At 63.1% G+C, this 22,477-nt stretch carries 19 protein-coding genes and 1 pseudogene; 4 read left to right on the top strand and 16 right to left on the bottom strand.

Translation table 11 applies throughout. From position 1 onward, the window contains the following. Nucleotides 1–143: 143 nt before the first annotated feature. From NKJ88_RS10385 to NKJ88_RS10375, 3 genes are all read right to left on the bottom strand, one after another. Nucleotides 144–1,175 carry an Hsp33 family molecular chaperone gene (locus tag NKJ88_RS10385; RefSeq protein ID WP_031204268.1) on the bottom strand — a complete coding sequence of 344 codons (1,032 nt, stop codon included), beginning with the start codon at nt 1,173–1,175 and terminating at the stop codon, nt 144–146. Between the two features lie 108 nt (nt 1,176–1,283). Next, a complete protein-coding gene (argF, locus tag NKJ88_RS10380) occupies nt 1,284–2,195 on the bottom strand; it encodes an ornithine carbamoyltransferase (RefSeq protein ID WP_023681949.1) in 912 nt (303 codons plus the stop codon). Between the two features lie 18 nt (nt 2,196–2,213). Further along, on the bottom strand, nt 2,214–3,413 hold the full coding sequence (locus NKJ88_RS10375; RefSeq protein WP_023681950.1) for an aspartate aminotransferase family protein: 1,200 nt from the start codon (nt 3,411–3,413) through the stop codon (nt 2,214–2,216). A 358-nt stretch (nt 3,414–3,771) separates the two neighbouring features. On the opposite strand from NKJ88_RS10375, the gene NKJ88_RS10370 reads away from it, so the two are divergent. Continuing rightward, a complete protein-coding gene (locus NKJ88_RS10370; RefSeq protein ID WP_023669627.1) occupies nt 3,772–4,290 on the top strand; it encodes a GcrA family cell cycle regulator in 519 nt (172 codons plus the stop codon). Nucleotides 4,291–4,401: 111 nt separating this feature from the next. On the opposite strand, the gene NKJ88_RS10365 is transcribed toward NKJ88_RS10370, so the two are convergent. The 3 genes from NKJ88_RS10365 to NKJ88_RS10355 form a co-directional block, all read right to left on the bottom strand. After that, nucleotides 4,402–5,409, bottom strand: a complete 1,008-nt coding sequence (locus NKJ88_RS10365; RefSeq protein WP_023669626.1) for a magnesium and cobalt transport protein CorA — start codon at nt 5,407–5,409, stop codon at nt 4,402–4,404. A 95-nt stretch (nt 5,410–5,504) separates the two neighbouring features. Then, nucleotides 5,505–6,227, bottom strand: coding sequence for a phosphate signaling complex protein PhoU (gene phoU, locus NKJ88_RS10360; RefSeq protein ID WP_023696693.1), 723 nt, complete (start codon nt 6,225–6,227; stop codon nt 5,505–5,507). 115 nt (nt 6,228–6,342) lie between these two features. Further along, nucleotides 6,343–7,608: an ATP-binding protein gene (locus NKJ88_RS10355; protein ID WP_023696694.1), complete on the bottom strand. Its 1,266-nt coding sequence runs from the start codon at nt 7,606–7,608 to the stop codon at nt 6,343–6,345. A 102-nt stretch (nt 7,609–7,710) separates the two neighbouring features. Here NKJ88_RS10355 and ppk2 point away from each other — a divergent pair, with 102 nt between their 5' ends. Next, a complete protein-coding gene (gene ppk2 / locus NKJ88_RS10350) occupies nt 7,711–8,616 on the top strand; it encodes a polyphosphate kinase 2 (RefSeq protein WP_023711408.1) in 906 nt (301 codons plus the stop codon). 201 nt (nt 8,617–8,817) lie between these two features. Here the strand turns inward: ppk2 and NKJ88_RS10345 are convergent, their stop codons facing one another. Further along, nucleotides 8,818–9,456: an acyl-homoserine-lactone synthase gene (locus tag NKJ88_RS10345; protein WP_023681954.1), complete on the bottom strand. Its 639-nt coding sequence runs from the start codon at nt 9,454–9,456 to the stop codon at nt 8,818–8,820. A 275-nt stretch (nt 9,457–9,731) separates the two neighbouring features. Continuing rightward, nucleotides 9,732–10,463, bottom strand: a complete 732-nt coding sequence (locus tag NKJ88_RS10340; protein ID WP_023696696.1) for a helix-turn-helix transcriptional regulator — start codon at nt 10,461–10,463, stop codon at nt 9,732–9,734. A gap of 296 nt (nt 10,464–10,759) precedes the next feature. On the opposite strand from NKJ88_RS10340, the gene NKJ88_RS10335 reads away from it, so the two are divergent. Further along, nucleotides 10,760–11,575: an ABC transporter substrate-binding protein gene (locus NKJ88_RS10335; RefSeq protein WP_050586840.1), complete on the top strand. Its 816-nt coding sequence runs from the start codon at nt 10,760–10,762 to the stop codon at nt 11,573–11,575. A gap of 59 nt (nt 11,576–11,634) precedes the next feature. Here NKJ88_RS10335 and NKJ88_RS10330 read toward each other — a convergent pair whose 3' ends face one another. Continuing rightward, nucleotides 11,635–12,048 carry a tellurite resistance TerB family protein gene (locus NKJ88_RS10330; protein ID WP_023696697.1) on the bottom strand — a complete coding sequence of 138 codons (414 nt, stop codon included), beginning with the start codon at nt 12,046–12,048 and terminating at the stop codon, nt 11,635–11,637. Nucleotides 12,049–12,204: 156 nt separating this feature from the next. Here NKJ88_RS10330 and NKJ88_RS10325 point away from each other — a divergent pair, with 156 nt between their 5' ends. Beyond that, nucleotides 12,205–13,854 carry a lysine--tRNA ligase gene (locus tag NKJ88_RS10325; protein WP_023696698.1) on the top strand — a complete coding sequence of 550 codons (1,650 nt, stop codon included), beginning with the start codon at nt 12,205–12,207 and terminating at the stop codon, nt 13,852–13,854. On the opposite strand, the gene NKJ88_RS10320 is transcribed toward NKJ88_RS10325, so the two are convergent. From NKJ88_RS10320 to NKJ88_RS10295, 7 genes and pseudogenes are all read right to left on the bottom strand, one after another. After that, nucleotides 13,817–14,689, bottom strand: a complete 873-nt coding sequence (locus NKJ88_RS10320) for a thermonuclease family protein (RefSeq protein WP_352444042.1) — start codon at nt 14,687–14,689, stop codon at nt 13,817–13,819. The two genes, NKJ88_RS10325 and NKJ88_RS10320, sit on opposite strands and share 38 nt — an antisense overlap. Before the next feature lie 8 nt (nt 14,690–14,697). Next, nucleotides 14,698–15,348: a S24 family peptidase gene (locus NKJ88_RS10315; RefSeq protein WP_023681959.1), complete on the bottom strand. Its 651-nt coding sequence runs from the start codon at nt 15,346–15,348 to the stop codon at nt 14,698–14,700. Between the two features lie 239 nt (nt 15,349–15,587). Then, nucleotides 15,588–15,772 (bottom strand): annotated as a pseudogene (locus tag NKJ88_RS33000) (thioesterase family protein); the annotation flags it as partial. Nucleotides 15,773–15,783: 11 nt separating this feature from the next. After that, nucleotides 15,784–18,003 carry a 3-hydroxyacyl-CoA dehydrogenase NAD-binding domain-containing protein gene (locus tag NKJ88_RS10310; protein WP_352444012.1) on the bottom strand — a complete coding sequence of 740 codons (2,220 nt, stop codon included), beginning with the start codon at nt 18,001–18,003 and terminating at the stop codon, nt 15,784–15,786. Nucleotides 18,004–18,026: 23 nt separating this feature from the next. Then, nucleotides 18,027–19,235 (bottom strand): acetyl-CoA C-acetyltransferase, encoded by a 1,209-nt coding sequence (locus NKJ88_RS10305; protein WP_023669613.1) that lies wholly within the window; start codon nt 19,233–19,235, stop codon nt 18,027–18,029. Nucleotides 19,236–19,266: 31 nt separating this feature from the next. Next, nucleotides 19,267–20,436: an acyl-CoA dehydrogenase family protein gene (locus tag NKJ88_RS10300; protein ID WP_023751947.1), complete on the bottom strand. Its 1,170-nt coding sequence runs from the start codon at nt 20,434–20,436 to the stop codon at nt 19,267–19,269. Nucleotides 20,437–20,665: 229 nt separating this feature from the next. Further along, a complete protein-coding gene (locus NKJ88_RS10295; protein WP_023823730.1) occupies nt 20,666–22,474 on the bottom strand; it encodes an acyl-CoA dehydrogenase in 1,809 nt (602 codons plus the stop codon). Between the last annotated feature and the right edge of the window lie 3 nt (nt 22,475–22,477).

Genomic DNA, 22,477 nt, shown 5'->3' with positions numbered 1-22,477 from the left:
AGGGCAATGAGGCGCCGCGGACTCATGAGGTTATCTTCCACGCACATGACGTAGGCTATGCGCGGCCATTCACCAAAGTTCGCGCTGCCCCTCATCCGCCCTTCGGGCACCTTCTCCCCGTGAACGGGGAGAAGGAAGAGATGCTACTGAGCTGCAAACTCCGCCGGGTCGAAGTCGTACTGCTTCGAGCAGAACTCGCAGGCGACGTGGATGCCGCCATCTTCGGTGCTGTCCTTGATCTCCTGCGCGGAAAACCCCTCGAGGATGCCGCGTATCTTGTCCCTTGAGCAGGAACATTGGTCGGCGACCGGCACGCCGCCGAAGACGCGCACGCCATGTTCGTGGAACAGCCTGTAGAGCAGCCGCTCGGCGCCGATGGTCGGGTCGATCAGCTCGGTCGGCTCGATGGTGCCGAGCAGCGCCACCAGCTCGCGCCACGAATTGTCGGCCGGCTCCTGCGTCACGTCACGCGGATCGCCGTCGCCGCCCGAAATGTCGGGCACGCGCATGCGCTCGGGCGACTGCGGCAGGAACTGCGCCAGGATACCGCCGGCGCGCCACTGCTCGCGCGCACCGCCGGGGCCGGGCGTCAGCAGCTTGGCCACCGACAGCCTGAGGTCGGTCGGGATCTGCTCCGACTGGCGGAAATAGGTGCGCGCGGCGTCTTCCAGCGTCTCGCCGTCGAGCTGGACGATGCCCTGATAGCGCTGCGTGTGCGCGCCCTGGTCGATGGTCAGCGCCAAAACGCCGCTGCCCAGCAGCGTCTGCTGCGAGGTCTGGCCTGCGGCCACCAGGGCCTCCAGCCGGTCGGCGTCGAAACGCGCATAGGCGCGCAATGACGAAGGCGTGGAGAAATCCGCGACCAGCATGTCGACCGGCCCGTCGGTGCGGGTCTGCAGGATGAACTTGCCTTCGAATTTGAGCGAGGTGCCGAGCAGCACCGTCAGCACACAGGCTTCCGCGAGCAGGCGGGCGACCGGCTCGGGATAGTCGTGACGGTTGAGGATGGCGTCGAGCATCGGCCCGAGTTGCACGGTGCGGCCGCGCACGTCGAGCGGGCCGACCTCGAAGGGTACGACATGATCGTCGCCGGCATAGCCGAACTCGCCGAGTTTGGGGTGATGTTCAGTCACTTGATGCGTTTCCAACATGACAAAGCTCCAGGGCGCGGCCATGCGGCCCGGAGGGGTGCATGCGTCCAAACGCGCTTGATTTGCGTGATGCGGCGCAAATAGGCATCACGCCGCCCCGGATCAAGCGCTTGGAGATCAAGCGCCTGGAGATCAAGCGCCCAGACACCAGGCCAAAACCGCCTTCTGGGCGTGAAGCCGGTTCTCGGCTTCGTCGAAGACCACCGAATGCGGACCGTCGATGACCTCGTCGGTCACTTCCTCGCCGCGGTGCGCCGGCAGGCAGTGCATGAACAGGGCGTCGGGCTTGGCCCTGGCCATCAGCGCCGCATTGACCTGATAGGGCGAGAAGACATTATGGCCGCGGGCGCGGTGTTCCTGGCCCATCGACACCCAGCAGTCGGTGACGATGCAGTCGGCCTGGTCGACGGCCTCTTCGGGCGAGCGGGTGAAGTGCAGCTTGCCGCCATTGGTCTTCGACCAGTCGATGTGCTTCTGCGCCGGCTCGCTGCCTTCCGGCACTGCGACGTTCAGGTTGAAGCGGAACCGCGCCGAGGCCTCGAGCAGCGAATGCAGCACGTTGTTGCCGTCGCCGGTCCAGGCGATGGTCTTGCCGGCAACCGGACCGCGATGCTCCTCGAAGGTCATGATGTCGGCCATCAGCTGACAGGGATGGGTGTCGTCGGTCAGCCCGTTGATGACCGGAATCGTGGCATTCTCGGTCAGCTCGAGCAGCCGCTCATGCGACGTGGTGCGGATCATGATGGCGTCGACATAGCGCGACAGCACCTTGGCGGTGTCGGCAATGGTCTCGGAGCGGCCGAGCTGCATTTCGGTGCCGGTCAGCATGATGGTCTCGCCGCCGAGCTGTCGCATGCCAACGTCGAAGGACACGCGCGTGCGCGTCGACGGCTTGTCGAAGATCATGGCCAGCACCTTGCCTTCGAGCGGTTTGGTCCGTTCGCCGGCCTTGAGGCGCGCCTTGCGCACCACCGCATCGTCCAGCATCAGGCGCAGATCGCCTTCGGAAACGGCGGAAAGATCGGTGAAATGGCGAAGGCTCATCGGGAATGGTTCTCGGGATTACTTCGCGGCGGCCGCGGCGATGGCGTCGGTCAGGCCCTTGGCGCCGGCGCGGATGCGATCGAGCGCTTCGCCAATCTCGGCGTCGGTGACGGTCAGCGGCGGCAGCAGACGAATGACGTTGTCGCCGGCCGGCACCGCCAGCAGATGCTGGTCGCGCAGCGCCATGTTGACCTTGGTGTTGGGCATGGCGCATTTCAGGCCAAGCATCAGGCCGCTGCCCCTGATGCCTTCGATGACATCGGGAAATTCGTCGGCGACCGCCGCCAGGCCCTGCTTCATCAGCAATGCCTTGCGCTGGACGTCTTCGAGGAAGCCGTCTTCCAGCACGACGTCGAGCACAGCGTTGCCGACCGCCATGGCCAGCGGATTGCCGCCGAAAGTGGTGCCATGCACGCCTGCCGTCATGCCGACGACAGCGTCGTCGGTGGCGAGGCACGCGCCCATCGGAAAGCCGCCGCCAATGCCCTTGGCAATCGCCATGATGTCGGGCGTCACGCCGGTCCATTCATGCGCGAACAGCTTTCCGGTGCGACCGATACCGCACTGGACCTCATCGAAGATCAGCAGCAGGCCATGCTGGTCGCAGAGCTGCCGCAGCCGCTTCAAGGATTGCGTCGGCACCGGGCGGATGCCGCCCTCGCCCTGTACCGGTTCGATCAGGATCGCGGCGGTCTCTGGTGTGATCGCCTTCTCGGCGGCGTCGATGTCGTCGAAGCCGACCTGGTCGAAGCCTTCGACCTTGGGGCCGAAGCCTTCGAGATATTTGTACTGGCCGCCGGCGGCGATGGTCGCCAGCGTGCGGCCGTGGAAGGCGCCTTCGAAGGTAATGACCCGGAAGCGCTCGGGATGGCCCTTGACGAACTGGTAGCGCCGCGCCGTCTTGATCGCGCATTCGAGCGCCTCGGCGCCGGAATTGGTGAAGAACACCTTGTCGGCGAAGGTGGCGTCAGCCAGCCGCTCGCCGAGCCGGGCCTGCCCCGGGATCTCGTAGAGATTGGAGACGTGCCAGAGCTTGGCCGCCTGTTCGGTCAGCGCCGAGACCAGATGCGGATGGCTGTGGCCCAACGAATTGACCGCGATGCCGCCAGCGAAATCGAGATATCGCTCGCCCTTGTCGGTAACCAGCCAGGTGCCTTCGCCATGGTCGAAGGCCAAAGGGGCGCGGGCAAAGGTCTCGTAAAGCGCCGAACCGCTCATTATATGCGTCTCCGGTACCGGAAAAATCAAAAAAGCCGCCAAAGCGGCGGCCTTTGCGGCTTATCGTGTTTTTCGGCCATGAAGTCAACGAAAACGTCGTGCAGAGGCGCGTGGCCAGCTCCCGACGAGACGCCGGCTCATAAGCGACCGGGCAAGTTGGGGAAAACCTAAAAAACCGATTCGTGTTGCACCTGGGACTCTTGTCACCGAGTCAACACATGAGGTAATTGTAGTCGGGAAATAACTAGATTTCGTGCGGCGGACCTAATCACCTAATATATGTGGTGTCTGCCCCGGCAAAGATTGCCGGGTCGGGAACGGATTCCGGCTGCCGCACACATAGCAGGAGCGCGGTCTCATGAACTGGACTGACGAGCGGGTCGAACTTCTCAGGAAACTGTGGTCGGAGGGCTTGAGCGCAAGCCAGATCGCCGCCCAACTCGGCGGGGTCAGCCGCAACGCGGTCATCGGCAAGGTGCACCGGCTGAAGCTGTCGGGCCGCGGACGCTCGACCGCAACGCCGGCGCGTCAGAAGAAGACAACGCAGGGATCTTCGATCCAGAAATCGGTGCCGCGCGCCGCAACCACGCAGCGCCATGTCACGACTTCGATCGGGGCGAACGCGCTGCAGGCGCAGTTCGACGCCGAGCCAGTGGCGCGCCACTACATCCGCCCGGTCGAAAACGTCGTCGTGCCGATCTCGCGGCATCTGCAGCTCACCGATCTCACCGAGCGCACCTGCAAATGGCCGAATGGCGATCCGCTGTCGGAAGACTTCAACTTCTGCGGCAACGAGGCGGCTGAAACCGGACCTTACTGCAAGTACCACGCAAGGGTGGCGTTCCAGCCAGCTTCAGAGCGGCGCAGGAGCCGGTAGTTAGGAATAGGGATTGGGGACTGGGCAGTAGGGAATGGGGTAGCGCTCGTGAGGCGCCACCTTATTCTGCCTACTGCCTACTGCCTACTGCCTACTGCCTACTGCCTACCATCACAGCCACCCACTCTTCCGAAATCGCCAATACAAAAACGAGCAGATCAGCGCGATCGAGACCAATACGACGGGATAGCCGTATTGCATCTTCAGCTCCGGCATGTCGTCGAAATTCATGCCGTAAATGCCGGCGAGCGCCGTCGGCACCGCCAGGATCGCGGCCCATGAGGCCAGCTTCTTGGTGTTCGCGGTTTCCTGGCTCTGGCCGACCAGCAGGCTGGCTTCGAAAGCGAAGGCCAGAACCTCGCGCAGGCTGTCGATCTTTTCCTGCACGGTGCGGATATGATCGGTGACATCGCGAAACAGCGGATGCATGGCGGTATGGATCTGCGGCAGGTCGGCGCTGGTCAGCCGGCGGCAGACCTCGACCAGCGGCAGCGCCGCATTGCGCAGGCGCAACAGATCGCGGCGCAGCATGTAGAGCCGCTCGATGTCGGGACCGGTCATCGGCTTCAGCAGCACCCTGTCCTCGATCGCCTCGACCTCGTCCTCGATCTGCTCGAGCACCGGCATGTAGTTGTCGACGATGAAGTCGAGAATGGCGTAGAGGACGAAATCCTCGCCCTTGGCCAGTGAGTGCGGACAGCTTTCCCAGTGCTGGCGCACGGCGGCGTATGAGGTCGAGGGACCATGCCTGACGCTGACGATATAGCCTGAGCCGACGAACAGATGCGTCTCGCCGAAGGTGACGCGTCCGTCGATCAGCTGTGCAGTGCGGGCAACGATGAACAGCGCATCGCCATATTGCTCGATCTTCGGCCGCTGGTGCGGATGTTCGGCGTCTTCGATCGCCAGTTCGTGCAGATGAAATTGCGCCTTGACGCGCAGCAGAAGCTCGCGGTCGGGTTCGAGCAGCCCGATCCAGACGACATGGCCCGACTTCTTGGCCCATTCGCCGGCTTCCTCGATCGGTATGTCGGCGATGCGCTTGCCGGCGGTGTAGACGCTCGACGCGATGATGCCGGACGATGCCGGCGCCGGCTTGAACTCTCGGACATATTCCATCGCAGCCTCCTGAGCGCCTGGCCTTGGCCAGGAACCGAGACGCTAACATCCGGGCAGTTTAGCGCAATATGATTAAGCGTTCGAGGGGCGCGCGATCACTTCACCGGCAGCACCGGCAGGGCAACCTTGTCGGTCTTGTCGCCCTTGGGACGCTCGGCCGGCAACTGCTCGCCGGTGACGATGTAGTAGATCGTCTCGGCAATGTTGGTGGCGTGGTCGCCGATGCGCTCGATGTTCTTGGCGCAAAACAGCAGATGCGTGCACGGCGTGATGTTGCGCGGATCTTCCATCATGTAGGTCAAAAGCTCGCGAAACAGCGAGGTGTACATGGCGTCGATCTGGTCGTCGCGGTCGCGAACGAAGCCTATTTTCTCGACCGAGCGCGAGGCATAGACGTCGAGCACTTCCTTGAGCTGGGTCAAAGCGAGTTCGGCAAGCGCCTCGAGGCCGCGAAACAGGCTGGTCGGCTGGCGGCCGTCAATGACGCTGACCACACGCTTGGCGACGTTCTTGGCGAGGTCACCGACCCGTTCGAGGTCGGCCGAAATGCGGATGGCGCCGACGATCTCGCGCAGATCCGTCGCCATGGGCTGGCGCTTGGCGATGATGACGATGGCTTTGTCGTCGATTTCGCGCTGGCCATCGTCAAGCACGATGTCGTCACGAATGACCTTCTGGGCGAGGCCGGGATCGGCATTGACCAGCGCCTGGATCGCCTGCTCGACCATGCGCTCGGCATGGCCGCCCATCGCAGCGATGCGCTTCGCCAGGTATTTCAGCTCTTCGTCATAGGCGCTGACAATGTGTACGGACTGCATGGGCGAAATGCCTTCCTTAAATCTTTGGCCTTTTGAGTCGTTTCCTCGACCCCTGTGCTGATACGCTAGCCGGATGACAGAAAGAAGAAACAGGCAGTTAGCAGATAGTACCGCCTCAGCCTGCCGGCAAATGGACCGTGAACGCCGCGCCCTTGCCAACCTCCGACTTGATCGAAAGCCGGGCGTTGTGGCGCGTCAGAATATGCTTGACGATGGACAGGCCAAGACCGGTGCCTTTCTGCGTGCGGCTGCTCTCCACGTCGACGCGATAGAAGCGCTCGGTAATGCGCGGTATGTGCTCTTCCGGGATGCCCGGGCCGTAGTCCCTGATGGTTACATCGATGCCCGGTTCCGGGCCGGCCTCGCCCCGCGCGATCGACACCGTGACGCGTCCGCCAGGCTGGCCGTATTTGCAGGCGTTTTCCAAGAGATTCTCGAACACCTGGAACAGCTCGTCGCGGTCTCCGGGCACGTCGAGCGGCCCCTCGGCGTAGTCGCGTTCGATGACGACGCCGTTCTCGCTGGCGAGCGGGCCTAGTGAATCGATGACGCTGTCGATGGTCTGGCGCAGATCGACCTCGGTTCCCGGCCTCAGGTAAGGCTTCATTTCAAGCCTCGACAGCGACAGGAGATCGTCGATGAGGCGCGCCATGCGGCCGGTCTGGTTCTGCATGATCTGCAGGAACTGCTCGCGCGCCGCCGGATCGTTGCGGGCCGGGCCGCGCAACGTCTCGATGAAGCCCGAGATTGAAGCAAGCGGGGTGCGCAACTCGTGGCTGGCATTGGCTATGAAGTCAGCGCGCATGCGGTCGATGCGGCGCGTGTCACTCTGGTCCTTGAATACCAGCACATAGAGATCGGTGGCGTGGCCGACCGAGGACGCGCTGACCCGGTAGGCCCGTTCAACCGGCAGCTTCTCGGTGTAGTCGACGGCATCGGAGGCGACGGTTCCCGACAGCACGCCGTCGAGCAAGGCCTGCATTTCCGGCGCGCGGAATTTTAGCGACAGCGACAGGCCGGGCGCGATACCGACAAAGGCGGCAAAGGCGGCGGCATTGGCGTGGACGATGGTGGCGGTGCGGTCGAAGATGATCAGCGGATCGGCAACGGCAGCCGCAAGATATTCGCCGGAAAGCCGCTGCAGCCCGCTCGCCTCGATCGTGGCAATGGTCTCAGCAGACCGGCTGGCGCCTCCGGTTGGCAGAAGCGCGGCGGCCAGCAGCACCGTCAACGCAGCCAGGACGACATAGGCGGAGATACCGGCAAAACCATAAACGGCCATGATGGCGATCGCACCGGCGGCAAGCAGCCATCGGCTGTTCCACAGCCGGCCGGCGACGGCCTGCCCCGTGGTTGTCCGCTCTGCGCCGGTGTCAGCCATTCGTGCTTTCCGTGCTTCTGCGCCGGTCCCGCCGAAACTTCCGCTGGACCGGGTTTGAGGCCCCCCATAGCATGAGTCCGCAAGCTGGAAAGGTTCGTCTCGATGAAAAAAGCCAAGGAAAGTCCCGCCGCAGAGCCGGCAGAGGGGCCGCTGAAGATCAAGGTGGACGGCAAGGAGCGGGAGTTCGACATCGAAAACCCCGAGCTTCCCAGCTGGATCGAGGACCACAAACTGACCGCAGGCGACTACCCCTACGACAAGAAAATGAAGACCGAGGAGTATGACGAGACGCTGGAGCGGCTGCAGATCGAACTGGTCAAGGCGCAGGCCTGGCTGCAGGCGACCGGCAGCAGACTGATGTCGCTGTTCGAGGGGCGCGATGCCGCCGGCAAGGGCGGCACCATCTCGGTGCTGCGCCAGTATCTCAATCCTCGAACCGCGCGCAATGTGGCGCTGACCAAGCCGACCCCAACCGAAGTCGGGCAATGGTACTACCAGCGCTACGTCGCCCATTTCCCGACATCGGGCGAATTCGTCACCTTCGACCGGTCCTGGTACAACCGCGGCGGCGTCGAGCCGGTGATGGGCTTCTGCACACCGGAACAGCATGCAAAATTCCTCGACGAGACGCCGCATTTCGAGCGGATGATCTCCAACGACGGCATCTATTTCTTCAAATTCTGGCTCAACATCGGCCGCGAAACCCAGCTCGAACGGTTTCACGACCGCCGCTGGTCTCCGCTGAAGAACTGGAAGTTCTCGCCGATCGATATTGCCGGCATCACCAAATGGGACGACTACACCAAGGCGCGCGACCAGATGGTCGAGCGCACGCACAAGCAGTTCGCGCCCTGGATCATCGTGCGGGCCAATGACAAGCGACGCTCGCGGCTGGCCGTCATGCGGCGCATCCTGTTGTCACTGCCCTATGATGGGCGCGATCTCGACGCCATCGGCAAGGAAGACAAAAAGATCGTCGGCGAAGGGCCGTCGTTTCTCGAGAAGTAGAGACTGGCCTCGATAGGCAGAGGCTGAAATTACAGAGCCCACCCCCACACGGAGGTGGGCTCTGTGGCCATTGTCTAAAGCGCATCGCATTTGAACGGATTCACGCGACGCGCTTTAGGTCTTTGTTTCATGCATGTCGTTCTCTCAAAACCGGGGCCACTTTGAGCGACATGCATTAAAGCGCGTCGGGTGAAGACAGTCTCACGACGCCTGCCGCATGCCGAGCATGTGGGGGGTGCCCCTGGCCAACACCGGGGCGTGATGGTTGCGGCGCGAACGCACGACATCCAGCGTATGCTCGTTGAAGGTCAGCAGTGTGGCGACGACCTGCTGGTTGCCATAGGTGCGCTGGTACCCGAGCGGCGTCGCCAGGAAGTGCAACTGCAGCGTCCGCAGCACCCACACCGGCTCGACCTCGATAATGACCTGATCGACATTGCGAGCAAGGCCCCATTCGACGAAGCCGGCGATCAGTTCGGTGCCGACCGTAGACACGCCGCGCTTGCCATCGCGAAAGCCTGGCGCCACCGCGTAACGGGTTAGCTCCCAGACATTCGGTCCCGAAGGGCGCTTTCCCTCGCAGAGTTCCGGCATCACATCGCTAAGGAGATGCGGCCGTGTGGTCGGCAGCATCCGATGATAGCCTGCAAGCTCGCCATTGCGTATGACAAGGTGGTGTTCGGCCTCATCATGGTCGAATTGATCGATTTCGAGGCCGTCCGGGCGATCGAGATCGGTCCACCGCATCTCATCGACGAAGACCTTGTAACGCAGGCGATGGACGGCCTCCCATAGGTCGGGACGTTCCATCAGTTGTTGAGTGGTAAGGGAAAATAGCATTAGCCGTCTCCTGGGCTTAAGAGGAAGATACGGCCGGGCTTTCCCGAAAAAATTGCGCGAAGGTGTTGGCAAGGATTTCCAGGCTGCCACAGCCGACATGGCTAATATAGCTGCGTCTAAACGCCTCCGCGATGGCGTGCACCCTGTTGGCGACGCCGAGTCTGCTTTTGGCGTTAAGAAAGCATTAGCCGTCTCAAGAGGACGACAGGGGCCGGTCTTTTCTGAAGATATGACGCCAACAATGCGGCCATAAATTTCGGGCCGCCAGAACCGGCCTAGCTGATATAGCCGTGCCTGACTGCTTCGGCGACTGCCTGCACACGGTTGGCGGCGCCTAGTTTGCTCTTGGCGTTGAGAAGGTGTTTCTCAGAGGTATGCTCCGAGATGCCGAGGATCTGCGAAATCTCCCACTCGGATTTTCCGACCGCCGCCCATTGCAGGCATTCGCGCTCGCGCGGCGTCAATTCAATGTGATCGATAGATTTGCCGGCCGTCGTTTGAAGCTGCATGGCGCGGCCGATGGCATAGGTGGAGGCCAGCGAGACCATTGCGAATTCGGCTTCGGACAGTTCGACCGCCTCACCGCCCAGCGAGACCAGCGCGATCTGGCCTTCGAGCGTGATCAGCGGGAAGGCGAGGCCGTCACGCAGCTTGAACTGGCGGGCGTCGCGCATTACCTCGGCGCTGCTCTTGTCGGCGGGCATGCTTTGAACGGCATCGCGCCATTGGAATGGCGCCCGAAACTGCTTCAAATGGCTGACGACCGGATCGTGGTCGACGTAGTTGCGCGATAAGTAACGCTCCAGCCATTCGGTAGGCCAATCGCAGAGCAGCACATGGTCCTTCGTCTGGCTGCTTGGTGTACCGGGCTGCGGCACCGTTGCGGCTATCAGGGCCGTCAATCCGAAATTCGAGGTGACACTAAGTAGCTGCTCGCACACCGCAGCCGACGTGTCGGCACGCTGCACCCGGTCAATATATTCAAGTGTCCGGTCAAAATAACCCATCGCAACATCTACCCCATGTTGCCTACCGCTCTTGAGACCGATGCTACGTGCCTGCCCCGCACTTAGCCATCAACCCCGGATTGCAAAGCCACATCCTTAGCTTTTCTAACGCCAGCGACCGCCAACCCCGGGCCGACTCTGTGCGGCTATTTGCAACCTCGCCAAAGCATAACCCGAAATTTGCCCTTTGAAATCAAAAACAATTGTGCCTGCGCCGTTTTCGTATCACAAGCCAACGGCCAAGACGGGCGGAGTTTTTTGTGACATCACGCTGGATAACCATCGCCTTGCTGTCGATGCTGATCGGAGTGCAGCCGTTTGCCGGCGCTGTGCGGGCAGCGGAACCGCAGGTGCCGGTGCTTTGGGATGCCAAGGAGCGGCTGCCGAAGCCGGACCTTGCGGCGCTGCCGAGGCTCAGGTTCCTCACCACAACCGATTTCCCGCCCTTCAATTTTCTCGACGGCACGGGCCGACTGTCCGGCTTCCACATCGACCTGGCGCGGGCGATTTGCGCCGAACTCGACATCGCCGACAAATGCCAGATCCAGGCGCTGCCCTGGGCCGAACTCGACGACGCGTTGCAGAAGGGCGAAGGCGAGGCGATCATCGCCGGCATCGCCGCAACGCCGGAGACGCGGGCGAAGTACAGCTTTTCGCGCTCCTATCTACAGTTTCCGGCGCGCTTCATCATGCCGAAGACCAAGGCCTTCGCCGAGCCGATCCTCGACAAATTGCGCTCGAAGCGGGTCGGCGTGCTGGCCGGCTCGGCGCATGAAAAGATGCTGCGCGATTATTTCGGCACCGTGCAGATCATCCGCTTTCAACGGCCGGAAGACCTCTACAGCGACTTGAAGAGCGCCAAGATCGATGCCGCCTTCGGCGACGGCATGCGCTTTTCCTTCTGGCTGGGCGGCACGGACGCCGCCGGTTGCTGCCGCTTCGCCGGTGGACCCTACCTGGCGCCGGAATATCTGGGGTCCGGCATGACCATTGCCACCCGGGCCAGCGACCCAGCGCTGGCCGCAGCCATGGACTACGCGCTGCAGGAGATATCGGTGAAAGGCACCTTTGCCGAATTCTACCTGCGCTATTTCCCGGTCAGTTTCTTCTGATCCGGTTCCCGGTCAGCTTTTTCTGATCCGGTCCCGGTCAGCTTCCTTTAGGGGCTGGATCAGGTCAGCGTGCGCAGGCGGGCCTTCGCCCCGCGCGCGATGGCTGCGGCGGTCAGCGTGTCGAGATCGAGCTCACGCCGGATCAACTGCAGCACCCGCAATTCCTCCATGCGCATTTCTAGATCGACGGCGGCAACCTCGAAGGCCGCGGCATAGGCGGTGTCGTGCAGCCGTTCGGGCAAAGTCTCGGCGATACGCTCGAGCACGCCTTCCAACCCATCCTTTTCATGCAGCATCTTCTGGCAGTCCTGCGCAATGGCGATCAGCCTGTCCTGCTTGAAATCCTCGAACACCGGCCAGCTGCGGACGACGTCGCCGATGCGCGCCAGTTCGATATCGGTCATGTCGCGATCGGAAGCCGAGGTGATGACCATCAGGTAGATCAGGGCTTCATGGGTGGACGGCAACGGCATTCAAAACTCCTTGATAGTGAGGGTCGAAGGTAGGGACGCCACGGCGCCGTCGCAACGAAAACGCCTGATATCGTTGACGCTCCGCCCTGTCGCGCCTAGAGACCCGGTTGAAAAATCTTACCAGCCGCGAAAGCCGGCCATGACTGGAACTTTGACATGACGGGATCAAACATCGCCGATCTCAACCCCGAAATGCTTGCGGCAGCCGCCGAAAGCAAGGCCTGGCCGTTCGAGGAAGCCAAAAAGATCATCGAGCGCTACAAGGGCGGCGACTTCCCGGAGATCGTCCTGTTCGAGACCGGCTACGGCCCGTCGGGCCTGCCGCATATCGGCACGTTCGGCGAGGTCGCGCGCACCTCGATGGTGCGCCATGCCTTTCACGTGCTGACCGGGAACAAGGTCAAGACCAAGCTGCTCTGCTTCTCCGACGACATGGACGGCATGCGCAAGATCCCCGACAATGTGCCGGATCGCGCAGCCCTCGAGCCTTATCTTCATATGCCGCTTTCGTCGGTGCCCAACCCGTTCGGCGGCGACTATGCGAGCTTTGCCGACCACAACAACGCGATGCTGTGCCGCTTCCTCGACACGTTCGGCTTCGACTACGAATTCGCCAGCGCCACGCAGTACTACAAGGCCGGCCGCTTCGATGCGATGCTGGTGCGCGCCGCCGAGCGCTATGAGCAGATCATGGCGGTGATGCTGCCGACGCTGGGGCCGGAGCGGCAGGCAACCTACAGCCCGTTCCTGCCGATCTCGCCGAAGAGCGGGCGCGTGCTCTACGTGCCGATGAAGCATGTCGACGCCAAGGCCGGCAACATCACCTTCGACGATGAGGGCACTGAGACCACGCTTTCGGTGACCGGCGGGAAGGTCAAGCTGCAGTGGAAGCCGGATTTCGGCATGCGCTGGGCAGCGCTCGGCGTCGATTTCGAAATGTTCGGCAAGGACCACCAGACGAACGCGGTGATCTACGACCGCATCTGCAACATTCTCGGCGGGCGCGCGCCCGAGCATTTCGTCTACGAACTGTTCCTGGACGAGAACGGCCAGAAGATCTCGAAGTCGAAGGGCAACGGGCTGACCATCGACGAATGGCTGCGCTACGCGCCGACCGAAAGCCTCGGCCTCTATATGTATCAACGGCCAAGGCAGGCGAAAAAGCTCTATTTCGACGTCATCCCACGCGCCGTCGACGAGTACTACACCTTCCTCAACGCCTATCCGCGCCAGGACTGGAAGGAGCGGCTGGGCAATCCGGTCTGGCACATGCATGACGGCAAGCCGCCTTCCATCGACCTGCCGGTGCCGTTCTCGCTGCTGCTCAACCTGGTCAGCGCCTCCAACGCGCAAAACAAGGATGTGCTGTGGGGCTTCATCTCGCGCCATGCATCTGGCGTGACGCCGGCGACGCATCCCGAACTCGACCAGCTGGTCGGTTTCGCCATCCGCTACTTCGACGATTTCGTGAAGCCGACGAAGACCTTCCGGCCGGCCGACGATGTCGAACGCGTGGCGCTGGAAGCGCTTGGCAACGCGCTTGCTGGCCTGCCGGCCGGCGCCGACGGCGAAGCGATCCAGAACGCTTCGCTCAACGTGGCGCGCAAGATCGAACGCTATCAGGACCATTCGAAGAAGAGCCCGGACGGCGGCCCTGGTGTCTCGGGCGCTTTCTTCCAGATGATCTACCAGGTGCTGATCGGCCAGGAACGCGGACCGCGCTTCGGTTCGTTCGCAGCCCTCTACGGCATCGCCGAAACCCGCGCGCTCATTGAGCGGGCGCTGGCTGGTCAGCTGGCGGCGTAATTTCCGTCCCGGCCGGCGGCGTGTCCATCGCCGGGGCATCGAGGATCGGTTGCGACGCCGTCGGTGCCGCAACAGGCGTTGGCGCCGGTGGCAGGCCGCCAAGATCGGGCGCGGCGCCGAAGACGCCCTTCTTGGCGGCGCGCGCCTTGTCGCCCGCTTCGACATAGGGGCCGCCTGCCGTGGCGCGCGCCCAGCCGTTTTCGACCAGCCACTGGCCGAGATCCAGCTTGCCGATGCGGCATTCGGCGGCGATCAGCGCACGGTCGGCCTCCGGCGGCACCTTGCAGGCAACGGCCCGGCCGCGCAGGAAAGACCGGAACGCGGTGCGCGCCCTGATACCGCAAGCCCAGGACTTGCCGCCCTCGGTGCAGGTCTCGTCTTGCCTGACGATGTCGATGCCGGAGACCGTCACGGAATAACCATTGGCTTCGATCAGGCCGGCGGCGGCCGCGAACGGCTGGAACAGTTTTGTTCCTCCCCAGTCGTCGACCGCTCTGCGCCCACGCGGCTTGGGCGGCCCGGCCAGCGCCAGGTCGCTCAGCGGCGCGCGTGGCTCAACCCGTTCAAGTTCTTCTACCGGCAGCGGCGGCGGAGCGATGGCCTCGGGATCGATCGCCCTCGAATGCACCTGAGGCGAGTGCGCCGGAGGCTTGACGGGCCGGACCTCGGGGATCGCCGACGTCGCCGGCTCCTCGGGCACGGCCTCGGTGTCCGGGTCGATCTGGTCGACGGTGATGGCGGGGCCGTCGCGATGCAGCGCGCGACCGCCGGCGACGACAATGGCGACCATCACCGGGATCGCCAGGAGGGCTATGAGGATTTGAAGCAGACGCACCGCGAGACCTACTGGCTTGCCCAGACGATCCGCGCCACCCATTCGACATCGCGCATCGCGATGTCGCGGTCCGGGTGGTCGGGGTTGAGCGAAATCAGCACGATCGATTTCGTCGTCTGGCGGTCGAGCACCTTGGCCATGACTTCGCCGGCATTGGTCTTGACGACGACGCGGTCGCCCTTGCGGGTAGCGGCGCCCGGCTCGACGATCAGCACATCGCCATTGCGGTACAGCGGCAGCATGGAATCGCCCTGCACCTTCAACGCATAAGAGGTTTCGGTCGCCCGTGCCGGAAGCTCGACAAGGTCCCAGCCCTGGCCTGAGGGATAGCCGGCATCATCGAAGAAGCCGCCGGCGCCGGCCTGGGCAAAGCCGAGCAGCGGCACCGCCGAACGCTGCGCGGCTACCGAGCCCGAAGCGGCCTTGGCACGGCCTTCGACCAGCCCGGTGAATTCGTCGAGCGAGGCGCCGGTCGCCTCGATGATCTTCGCCAGCGATTCGGTCGACGGCCAGCGCGGCCGTCCATCCGAGGACAGCCGCTTCGATTTGTTGAAAGCGGTGGAGTCCAGACCGGCTCGCCGGGCCAGGCCGGAGGCCGACAACGAATAGCGCTCAGCGAGAGCGTCGATGGCTGCCCAAACTCGGTCATGCGAGAGCAATTCGCTCTCCTCAAAACAGGAAAAAATACCTTTTCCTTCTAACGCGCGGTCATCCGATTGTCCACCGGCGCGCGGCCCGATCCCCTAAAAAGCTGTGTGCGGCGAAGTCGTCATGGATGCCTCAAACTGCCTTGGCAAGGCTGCGCAATCCCTGGTCGGAGCTCATGAAACCCCGCTCGGCCTAGGTCGGCGGTCGCGGTTGAACGGAGCGGGCAAGCGTACTGTTGGACGCGCCAAGGACGCTGTAGCATTTTGATTTGGCGCATGACGGCGAGCATCATGTAGCGGGCGTTGTTGAGATGGAGGTTGAAGTCGATCTCGGTCGGCAGGCAGCGAAAAGCCAGTCGGCTTTCGCTACCGACCGCATAAGGCCACGGCGCCTTGCCGTGGCCATCATGCGCGCAAGGCGCCCCCAGACGTACATGGGGCGCTAGCTCAAGCGGCCTTCTGCACCTCGCCTTTCGCATAGGGATCGAAGCGCTGGTAGAAGGTCTCGCCCTTCTCGGCCAGGTCGAGCAGCAGCTTGGGCGCCTTGAACTCGGCGCCGTATTTCTTCTGCAGGCCTTTGGCTATTCTGACGAACTCCCTGGCGCCGATGCCGTCAATATAGGACAGCGCGCCGCCGGTGAATGGCGCGAAACCAAAGGCGAGGATCGACCCGAGATCGGCCTCACGCGGATCGGTGACGATGCCTTCCTCCATCACCCGGGCCGCTTCCAGCGCAATGGTTACCAGCAGGCGCTGCTGCAGTTCCTCATAGTCGACCTTCTCGGCCTCCAGCTGCGGATAGAGATCCTTCAGGCCCGGCCACAGCTTCTTCTTGGCAGGCTTGGCGGGATAGTCGTAAAAACCCTTGCCGTTCTTGCGGCCGAAGCGGCCATGGGTGTCGACCAGCGTGTTGATCAACGCCATCTGCCTGGGGTCGACGGCCTTGTCGCCGAGGTCCCTGATGGTCTGCTTCATGATCTTCTGGGCAAGGTCGATCGCCGTCTCGTCGGTCAGCGCCAGGGGGCCGACCGGCATGCCGGCGGCCTTGGCGGCGTTCTCGATCATCGGCGCCGGAACGCCTTCGATCAGCATCTTGTAGGCTTCCGACATGTAGCGCAGCACGCAGCGGTTGACGTAGAAGCCGCGCGTGTCGTTGACGACGATCGGCGTCTTCTTGATGGCGCGCACGAAATCGATCGCGGTGGCCAGCGCCTTGTCGCCGGTCTTCTTGCCCAAAATGATCTCGACCAGCATCATCTTGTCGACCGGCGAGAAGAAGTGGATGCCGACGAAATTCTTCGGCCGCGCCGAATTCTTGGCCAGTGCGGTGATCGGGATGGTCGAGGTGTTGGAGGCGAAGATCGCCGACGATTTCAGCACGGCTTCGGCCTGCTCGGTGGCAGCCTTCTTGACGGCCGAATCCTCGAACACCGCCTCGACCACCAGATCGCAGCCGGCGAGATCGGCATAGTCGGCCGACGGCGTGATCAGCGACAGAAGTCTGTCCTTCTCCTCGGGCTTGACGCGGCCCTTCTTGACCTGATCGGAGATCAGGCTGTCGGAATGCGTCTTGCCCTTTTCGGCCGACGCCATGTCGCGGTCGAGCAGGACGACCGGGATGCCAGCCTTGGCGGTGACAAAGGCGATGCCGGCGCCCATGAAGCCGGCGCCGAGAATACCGATCTTCTTGAACTTGGTCTCCGGCACGCCGGCCGGGCGGCGGGCGCCCTTGTTGAGCTCCTGCAGCGAGACGAACAGCGAGCGGATCATCGCTGCTGCTTCCTTCGACTGCATGATTTCGGTGAAATAGCGCTGTTCGATCCGCAGACCGGTGTCGAACGGCACCAGCAGGCCTTCATAGACGCATTTCAGGATCGCCGCGGCGGCCGGATAATTGCCGTAGGTCTCGCGGCGCAGGATGGCGATGGCCGGCGGCCACAGATTGAAGCCGGCCGGCGTATAGATTTGGCCGCCAGGCAGCTTGAAGCCCTTCTCGTCCCAGGGCTGGACGGCTTTCAGGCCGTTCCTGATCATCGCCTTGGCGGTCTCGATCAGCTTGCCGGGTTCGGCGATCTCGTGGATCAGCCCCATCGCCTTGGCTTTCTGCGGCGACAGCGTCTGGCCGGTGGTCAGCATCTGCAACGCCTGCTGCTGGTCGGTCAGGCGCGGCACGCGTTGGGTGCCACCGGCGCCGGGGAAGATGCCGACCTTGACTTCCGGCAAGGCCATCTTGACCTTTTCGGAGTCAGCGGCAACGCGGCCATGACAGGCCAGCGACAGCTCGAACGCGCCACCCATGCAGGTGCCGTTGATCGCCGAGACCCAAGGCTTGCCCGACGTTTCGAGCTTGCGCCACAAGCCACCCATGCGGCCGGCATTGTCGAACAAAAGCTGTGCCGCCTTCTCCGGGTCCTTGGTCTTCTCCTTGGCAAATACGGCCAGCATCTTCTGCAGCATGGTCAGGTCGGCGCCGCCGGAGAAGCTGTCCTTTCCCGAGGTGATCACCGCGCCCTTGATGGCGGCGTCGGCCACCACATGGTCGATGATCTTCTCGAGCTCGTTCATCACCTCTTCGGTGAAGACGTTCATCGAGCGGTCCGGCATGTTCCAGGTGACCAGCGCGATGCCGTCTGCGTCGGTGTCGACCGTGAAGTTTGTATAAGTCATGTCTCTCTCCTTCCGGCCGAAAATCAGACGCGTTCGATAATCGTTGCGGTGCCCATGCCGGCGCCGATGCAGAGCGTCACCAGAGCGGTGTTCAAATCGCGGCGCTCGAGCTCGTCCAGCACCGTGCCCAGGATCATCGCGCCGGTGGCGCCGAGCGGATGGCCCATGGCGATGGCGCCGCCATTGACGTTGATCTTGTCGTGCGGGATTTCGAATGCCTGCATGTAGCGCAGCACCACCGAGGCGAAGGCCTCGTTAAGCTCGAACAGGTCGATATCCGACAGCTTCATCTTGGCGCGCTTCAGAAGCTTCTCGGTGACGTCGACCGGACCGGTAAGCATCAGCACCGGCTCGGAGCCGATGTTGGCAAAGGCGCGGATGCGGGCGCGTGGCTTCAGGCCCATCGTCTTGCCGGCCTTCTTCGAGCCGAGCAGTACGGCGGCCGCACCATCGACGATGCCGGACGAGTTGCCGGCATGGTGGACGTGGTTGACCTCTTCGACTTCCGGATGCTTCTGCACGGCGACCGCGTCGAAGCCGCCCATTTCGCCAGGCATGACGAAGGACGGGTTGAGCGAGGCCAGCGACTGCATGTCGGTCGACGGCCGCATATGCTCGTCATGATCGAGGATGGTGAGGCCGTTCTGGTCCTTGATCGGTATGACGGAGTTCTTGAAACGGCCATCGGCCCAGGCCTTGCCCGCACGCTTCTGGCTCTCGACCGCATAGGCATCGACGTCGTCGCGCGAAAAACCGTATTTGGTGGCGATCAGGTCGGCCGAAATGCCTTGCGGCACGAACCAGCCGGGCAGGCCGACGGACGGGTCCATGAACCACGCGCCGCCCGAGGCGCCCATGCCGACGCGCGACATCGATTCCACGCCGCCTGCAATGACGATCTCGTCGGCGCCTTGAGCGATCTTGGCGGCGCCGAAATTGATGGCGTCGAGGCCTGAGGCGCAGAAGCGCGAGATCTGCATGCCCGGCGCCTTGTTATCGTAGCCGGCCTCGAAGGCGGCGGCACGCGGAATGACGGAGCCGGCTTCGCCGACCGGATCGACGCAGCCGAAGATGATGTCGTCGACGTTTGCAGTGTCGAGGCCGTTGCGGTCGCGCAACGCTTCAAGCGTCCTGGCCGCAAGCCGCACCGCCGGCACCTCGTGCAGCGAGCCATCCTTCTTGCCCTTGCCGCGCGGTGTGCGCACGGCGTCATAGACATAAGCTTCAGCCATTTGCTTGCTCCTTGCTTTGCCGACGTCGCTCTCAGAGAGAGCGGCCGATCAGCAATTTCATGATCTCGTTGGTGCCGCCGTAGATGCGCTGGACGCGGGCGTCGCGGAACATGCGGGCGATCGGATATTCATTCATGTAGCCATAGCCGCCATGCAATTGAAGGCATTCGTCGACGACTTTTCCCTGCAGGTCCGAGAGCCAGTATTTCGCCATCGACGCCGTCACCGGATCCAGCCCGCCATTGATGTGGCGGGTGACGCAATCATTGTAGAAGACGCGGCCGATGGTGGCCTCGGTCTTCAGTTCGGCGAGCTTGAACTGGGTGTTCTGGAACTCGATGATCGCTTTGCCGAAGGCCTTGCGGTCCTTGACGTAGTCGATGGTCAGAGCAAGCGCGCGCTCGATCATGGCGATCGCGCCGGTGCCGATCTGCAGGCGCTCCTGCGGCAATTGCTGCATCAGCTGGATGAAGCCCTGTCCCTCTTCGTGGCCAAGCAGGTTCGAGGTCGGCACGCGCAGATCATTGAAGAACAGCTCCGACGTGTCGTTGGCCTTCAGGCCGATCTTGTCGAGGTTGCGGCCGCGTTCGAAGCCTTCGGCCTCGTCGGCCTCGACGACGATCAGCGAGGTCCCCTTGGCGCCTTTGGCCGGATCGGTCTTGGTGACGACGATGATGAAATTGGCCAGTTGGCCATTGGTGATGAAGGTTTTCGAGCCGTTGATCTTGTACTGGTTGCCGTCCTTCTCGGCGCGCGTCTTGACGCCTTGCAGGTCGGAGCCGGCGCCCGGCTCGGTCATGGCGATGGCGCCGATCAGTTCGCCGGTTGCCAGCTTCGGCAGCCATTTCTTCTTCTGCTCCTCGGAGCCGTAATGAAGGATGTAAGGGGCAACGATCGCATTGTGCAGGCCGATGCCGAAACCGTCGACGCCGACATGGCCGATCGCCTCGATGATGGCGCTCTCATGCGCGAAGGTGCCGCCGGAGCCGCCATATTCCTCCGGCATCGAGGCGCAGAGCAGGCCGGCGGAACCTGCCTTGCGCCAGCTCTCGCGGTCGACCATCTCGTTCTTCTCGAACTCGTCGTAGCGCGGCGCGATCTCTTCCGACATGAAGCGATGCGCCATGTCGTAGAGCATGCCGACTTCGTCCGCCGCCCAGGCTGGCTTCGGCAAAGAGAGCACTTCTGATGGATTTGTCATGCCGTTTCTCCCGCGCCAACGTCCCCCTCCCCCTTGAGGGGAGGGTGGCCGCGAAGCGGTCGGGTGGGGTCGCCGATGACGTGCTCGACCTTATCTTCGGAATTGACGCGGGTTTGGGGCATTGCGATCATCTCCTACCAAAGCGCCAACCAGCCGGCGCACTGCACGCAGGACCCCTCCCGGCCCTTCGGGCCACCCTCCCCTCAAGGGAGGGGGACGCCAGCCATTTCTAGAACGCTTCCGCAGGCAGCGCCATTAGCGTGTCCGCACCACTGGAAATGCGGGCCAGATGTGCCGACGTCTCGGGCATGATCCGCTCCATGAAGAAGCGCGCCGTCACCACCTTGTTGTCGTAGAAAGCCCCATTTTCGTGGACAGACTGCGAGCCGTTGGCGCCGGTCTTGCCGAGCGCGGCCTTGGCCATCTGCGCCCACATGTAGCCCAGCGCCACAAGGCCAAAGAGATGCATGTAATCGGTCGACGCGGCGCCGGCATTGTCGGGCTTGGCCATGCCGTTCTGCACCAGCCACATGGTCGCCGCCTGCAGATCGTTGAGGCCTTTCTTCAGCGCCTTGGTGAACGGCGCCAGCTTGTCGTCGGCACGGTTCTCCTCGCAGAACTCGCCGACGTCCTTGAAGAAGGCCTGCACGGCGCGGCCGCCATTCAGACCAAGCTTGCGGCCGACGAGGTCGAGCGCCTGGATGCCGTTGGCGCCTTCATAGATCATGGCAATGCGGGCATCGCGCACGAACTGGCTCATGCCGTGTTCTTCGATATAGCCGTGGCCGCCGAACACCTGCTGCGCCATGACGGCATGGTCGAAGCCCTTGTCGGTGAGCACGCCCTTGATCACCGGCGTCAGCAGGCCTGTATAGTCGTCGGCCGCCTGGCGATCCTTGTCGTCGGCGGAGCGGTGGGCGATGTCGGACTTGATCGCCGTCCACAGCGCCAGCGCGCGGCCGGCCTCGTTGAAGGCCTTCATGGTCATCAGCGAGCGGCGGATGTCGGGATGGACGATGATCGGGTCGGCTTGTCTGTCCGGCGCCTTGGCGCCCGACAGCGAGCGGCCCTGCAGCCGGTCCTTGGCATAGGAGACCGCGTTCTGGTAAGCGATCTCGGACAGCGACAGGCCCTGCAGGCCGACGCCGAGGCGGGCTTCATTCATCATCGTGAACATCGCCTTCAGGCCGCCATTGGCCTCGCCGAGCAGCGTGCCTTCGGCCTCGTCATAATTCATGACGCAAGTCGAATTGCCGTGGATGCCCATCTTCTCCTCGATCGACCCGCAGGAGAGCGTGTTCTTCTCGCCCGGATTGCCCGAGGCATCGAGCTTCAGCTTTGGCACGATGAACAGCGAGATGCCCTTCACGCCTGCCGGCGCGCCTTCGATGCGGGCCAACACGAGATGAACGATGTTTTCCGACATGTCGTGCTCGCCGGCCGAGATGAAGATCTTCTGGCCGGATATCTTGTAGGTGCCGTTGCCGTTCGGCACCGCCTTGGTGCGCAGCAGACCGAGATCGGTGCCGCAATGCGGCTCGGTCAGGTTCATGGTACCGGTCCAGGACCCCTCGACCAGCTTCGGAAGCCATGTCGCCTTCTGCTCGTCGGTGCCGTGTGTGATGATCGCCGCGATCGCGCCTTGCGTCAGGCCGGGATACATCATCAGCGCCATGTTGGCCGAAACCATGTATTCGGCAACCGCGGTGTGCACGGCATAGGGCAGCCCCTGGCCGCCGAACTCGACGGGCGCCGCCAGTCCCATCCAGCCGCCTTCGCGATACTGGTCGTAGGCTTCCTTGAAGCCCTTCGGCGTCCTCACCGAGCCGTCCTCATGGCGCACGCAGCCTTCCATGTCGCCGACGCGGTTCAGAGGATGCATAACGTTTTCGGCGAGCTTGGCGCCTTCGGCGAGGATCGCCTCGACAACGTCGGGCGTCGCGTCGGTAAATCCGGGAAGGTTGGAGTAGCGCTGATAACCCAGCACCTCGTTGAGCACGAACAGCGTGTCCTGGACCGGCGCCCTGTAGATCGGCATGTG

The sequence above is a fragment of the Mesorhizobium sp. M0016 genome (assembly GCF_040324035.1).
GTDB lineage: Bacteria > Pseudomonadota > Alphaproteobacteria > Rhizobiales > Rhizobiaceae > Mesorhizobium.
This window is presented reverse-complemented; position numbering and strand designations above follow the sequence as displayed.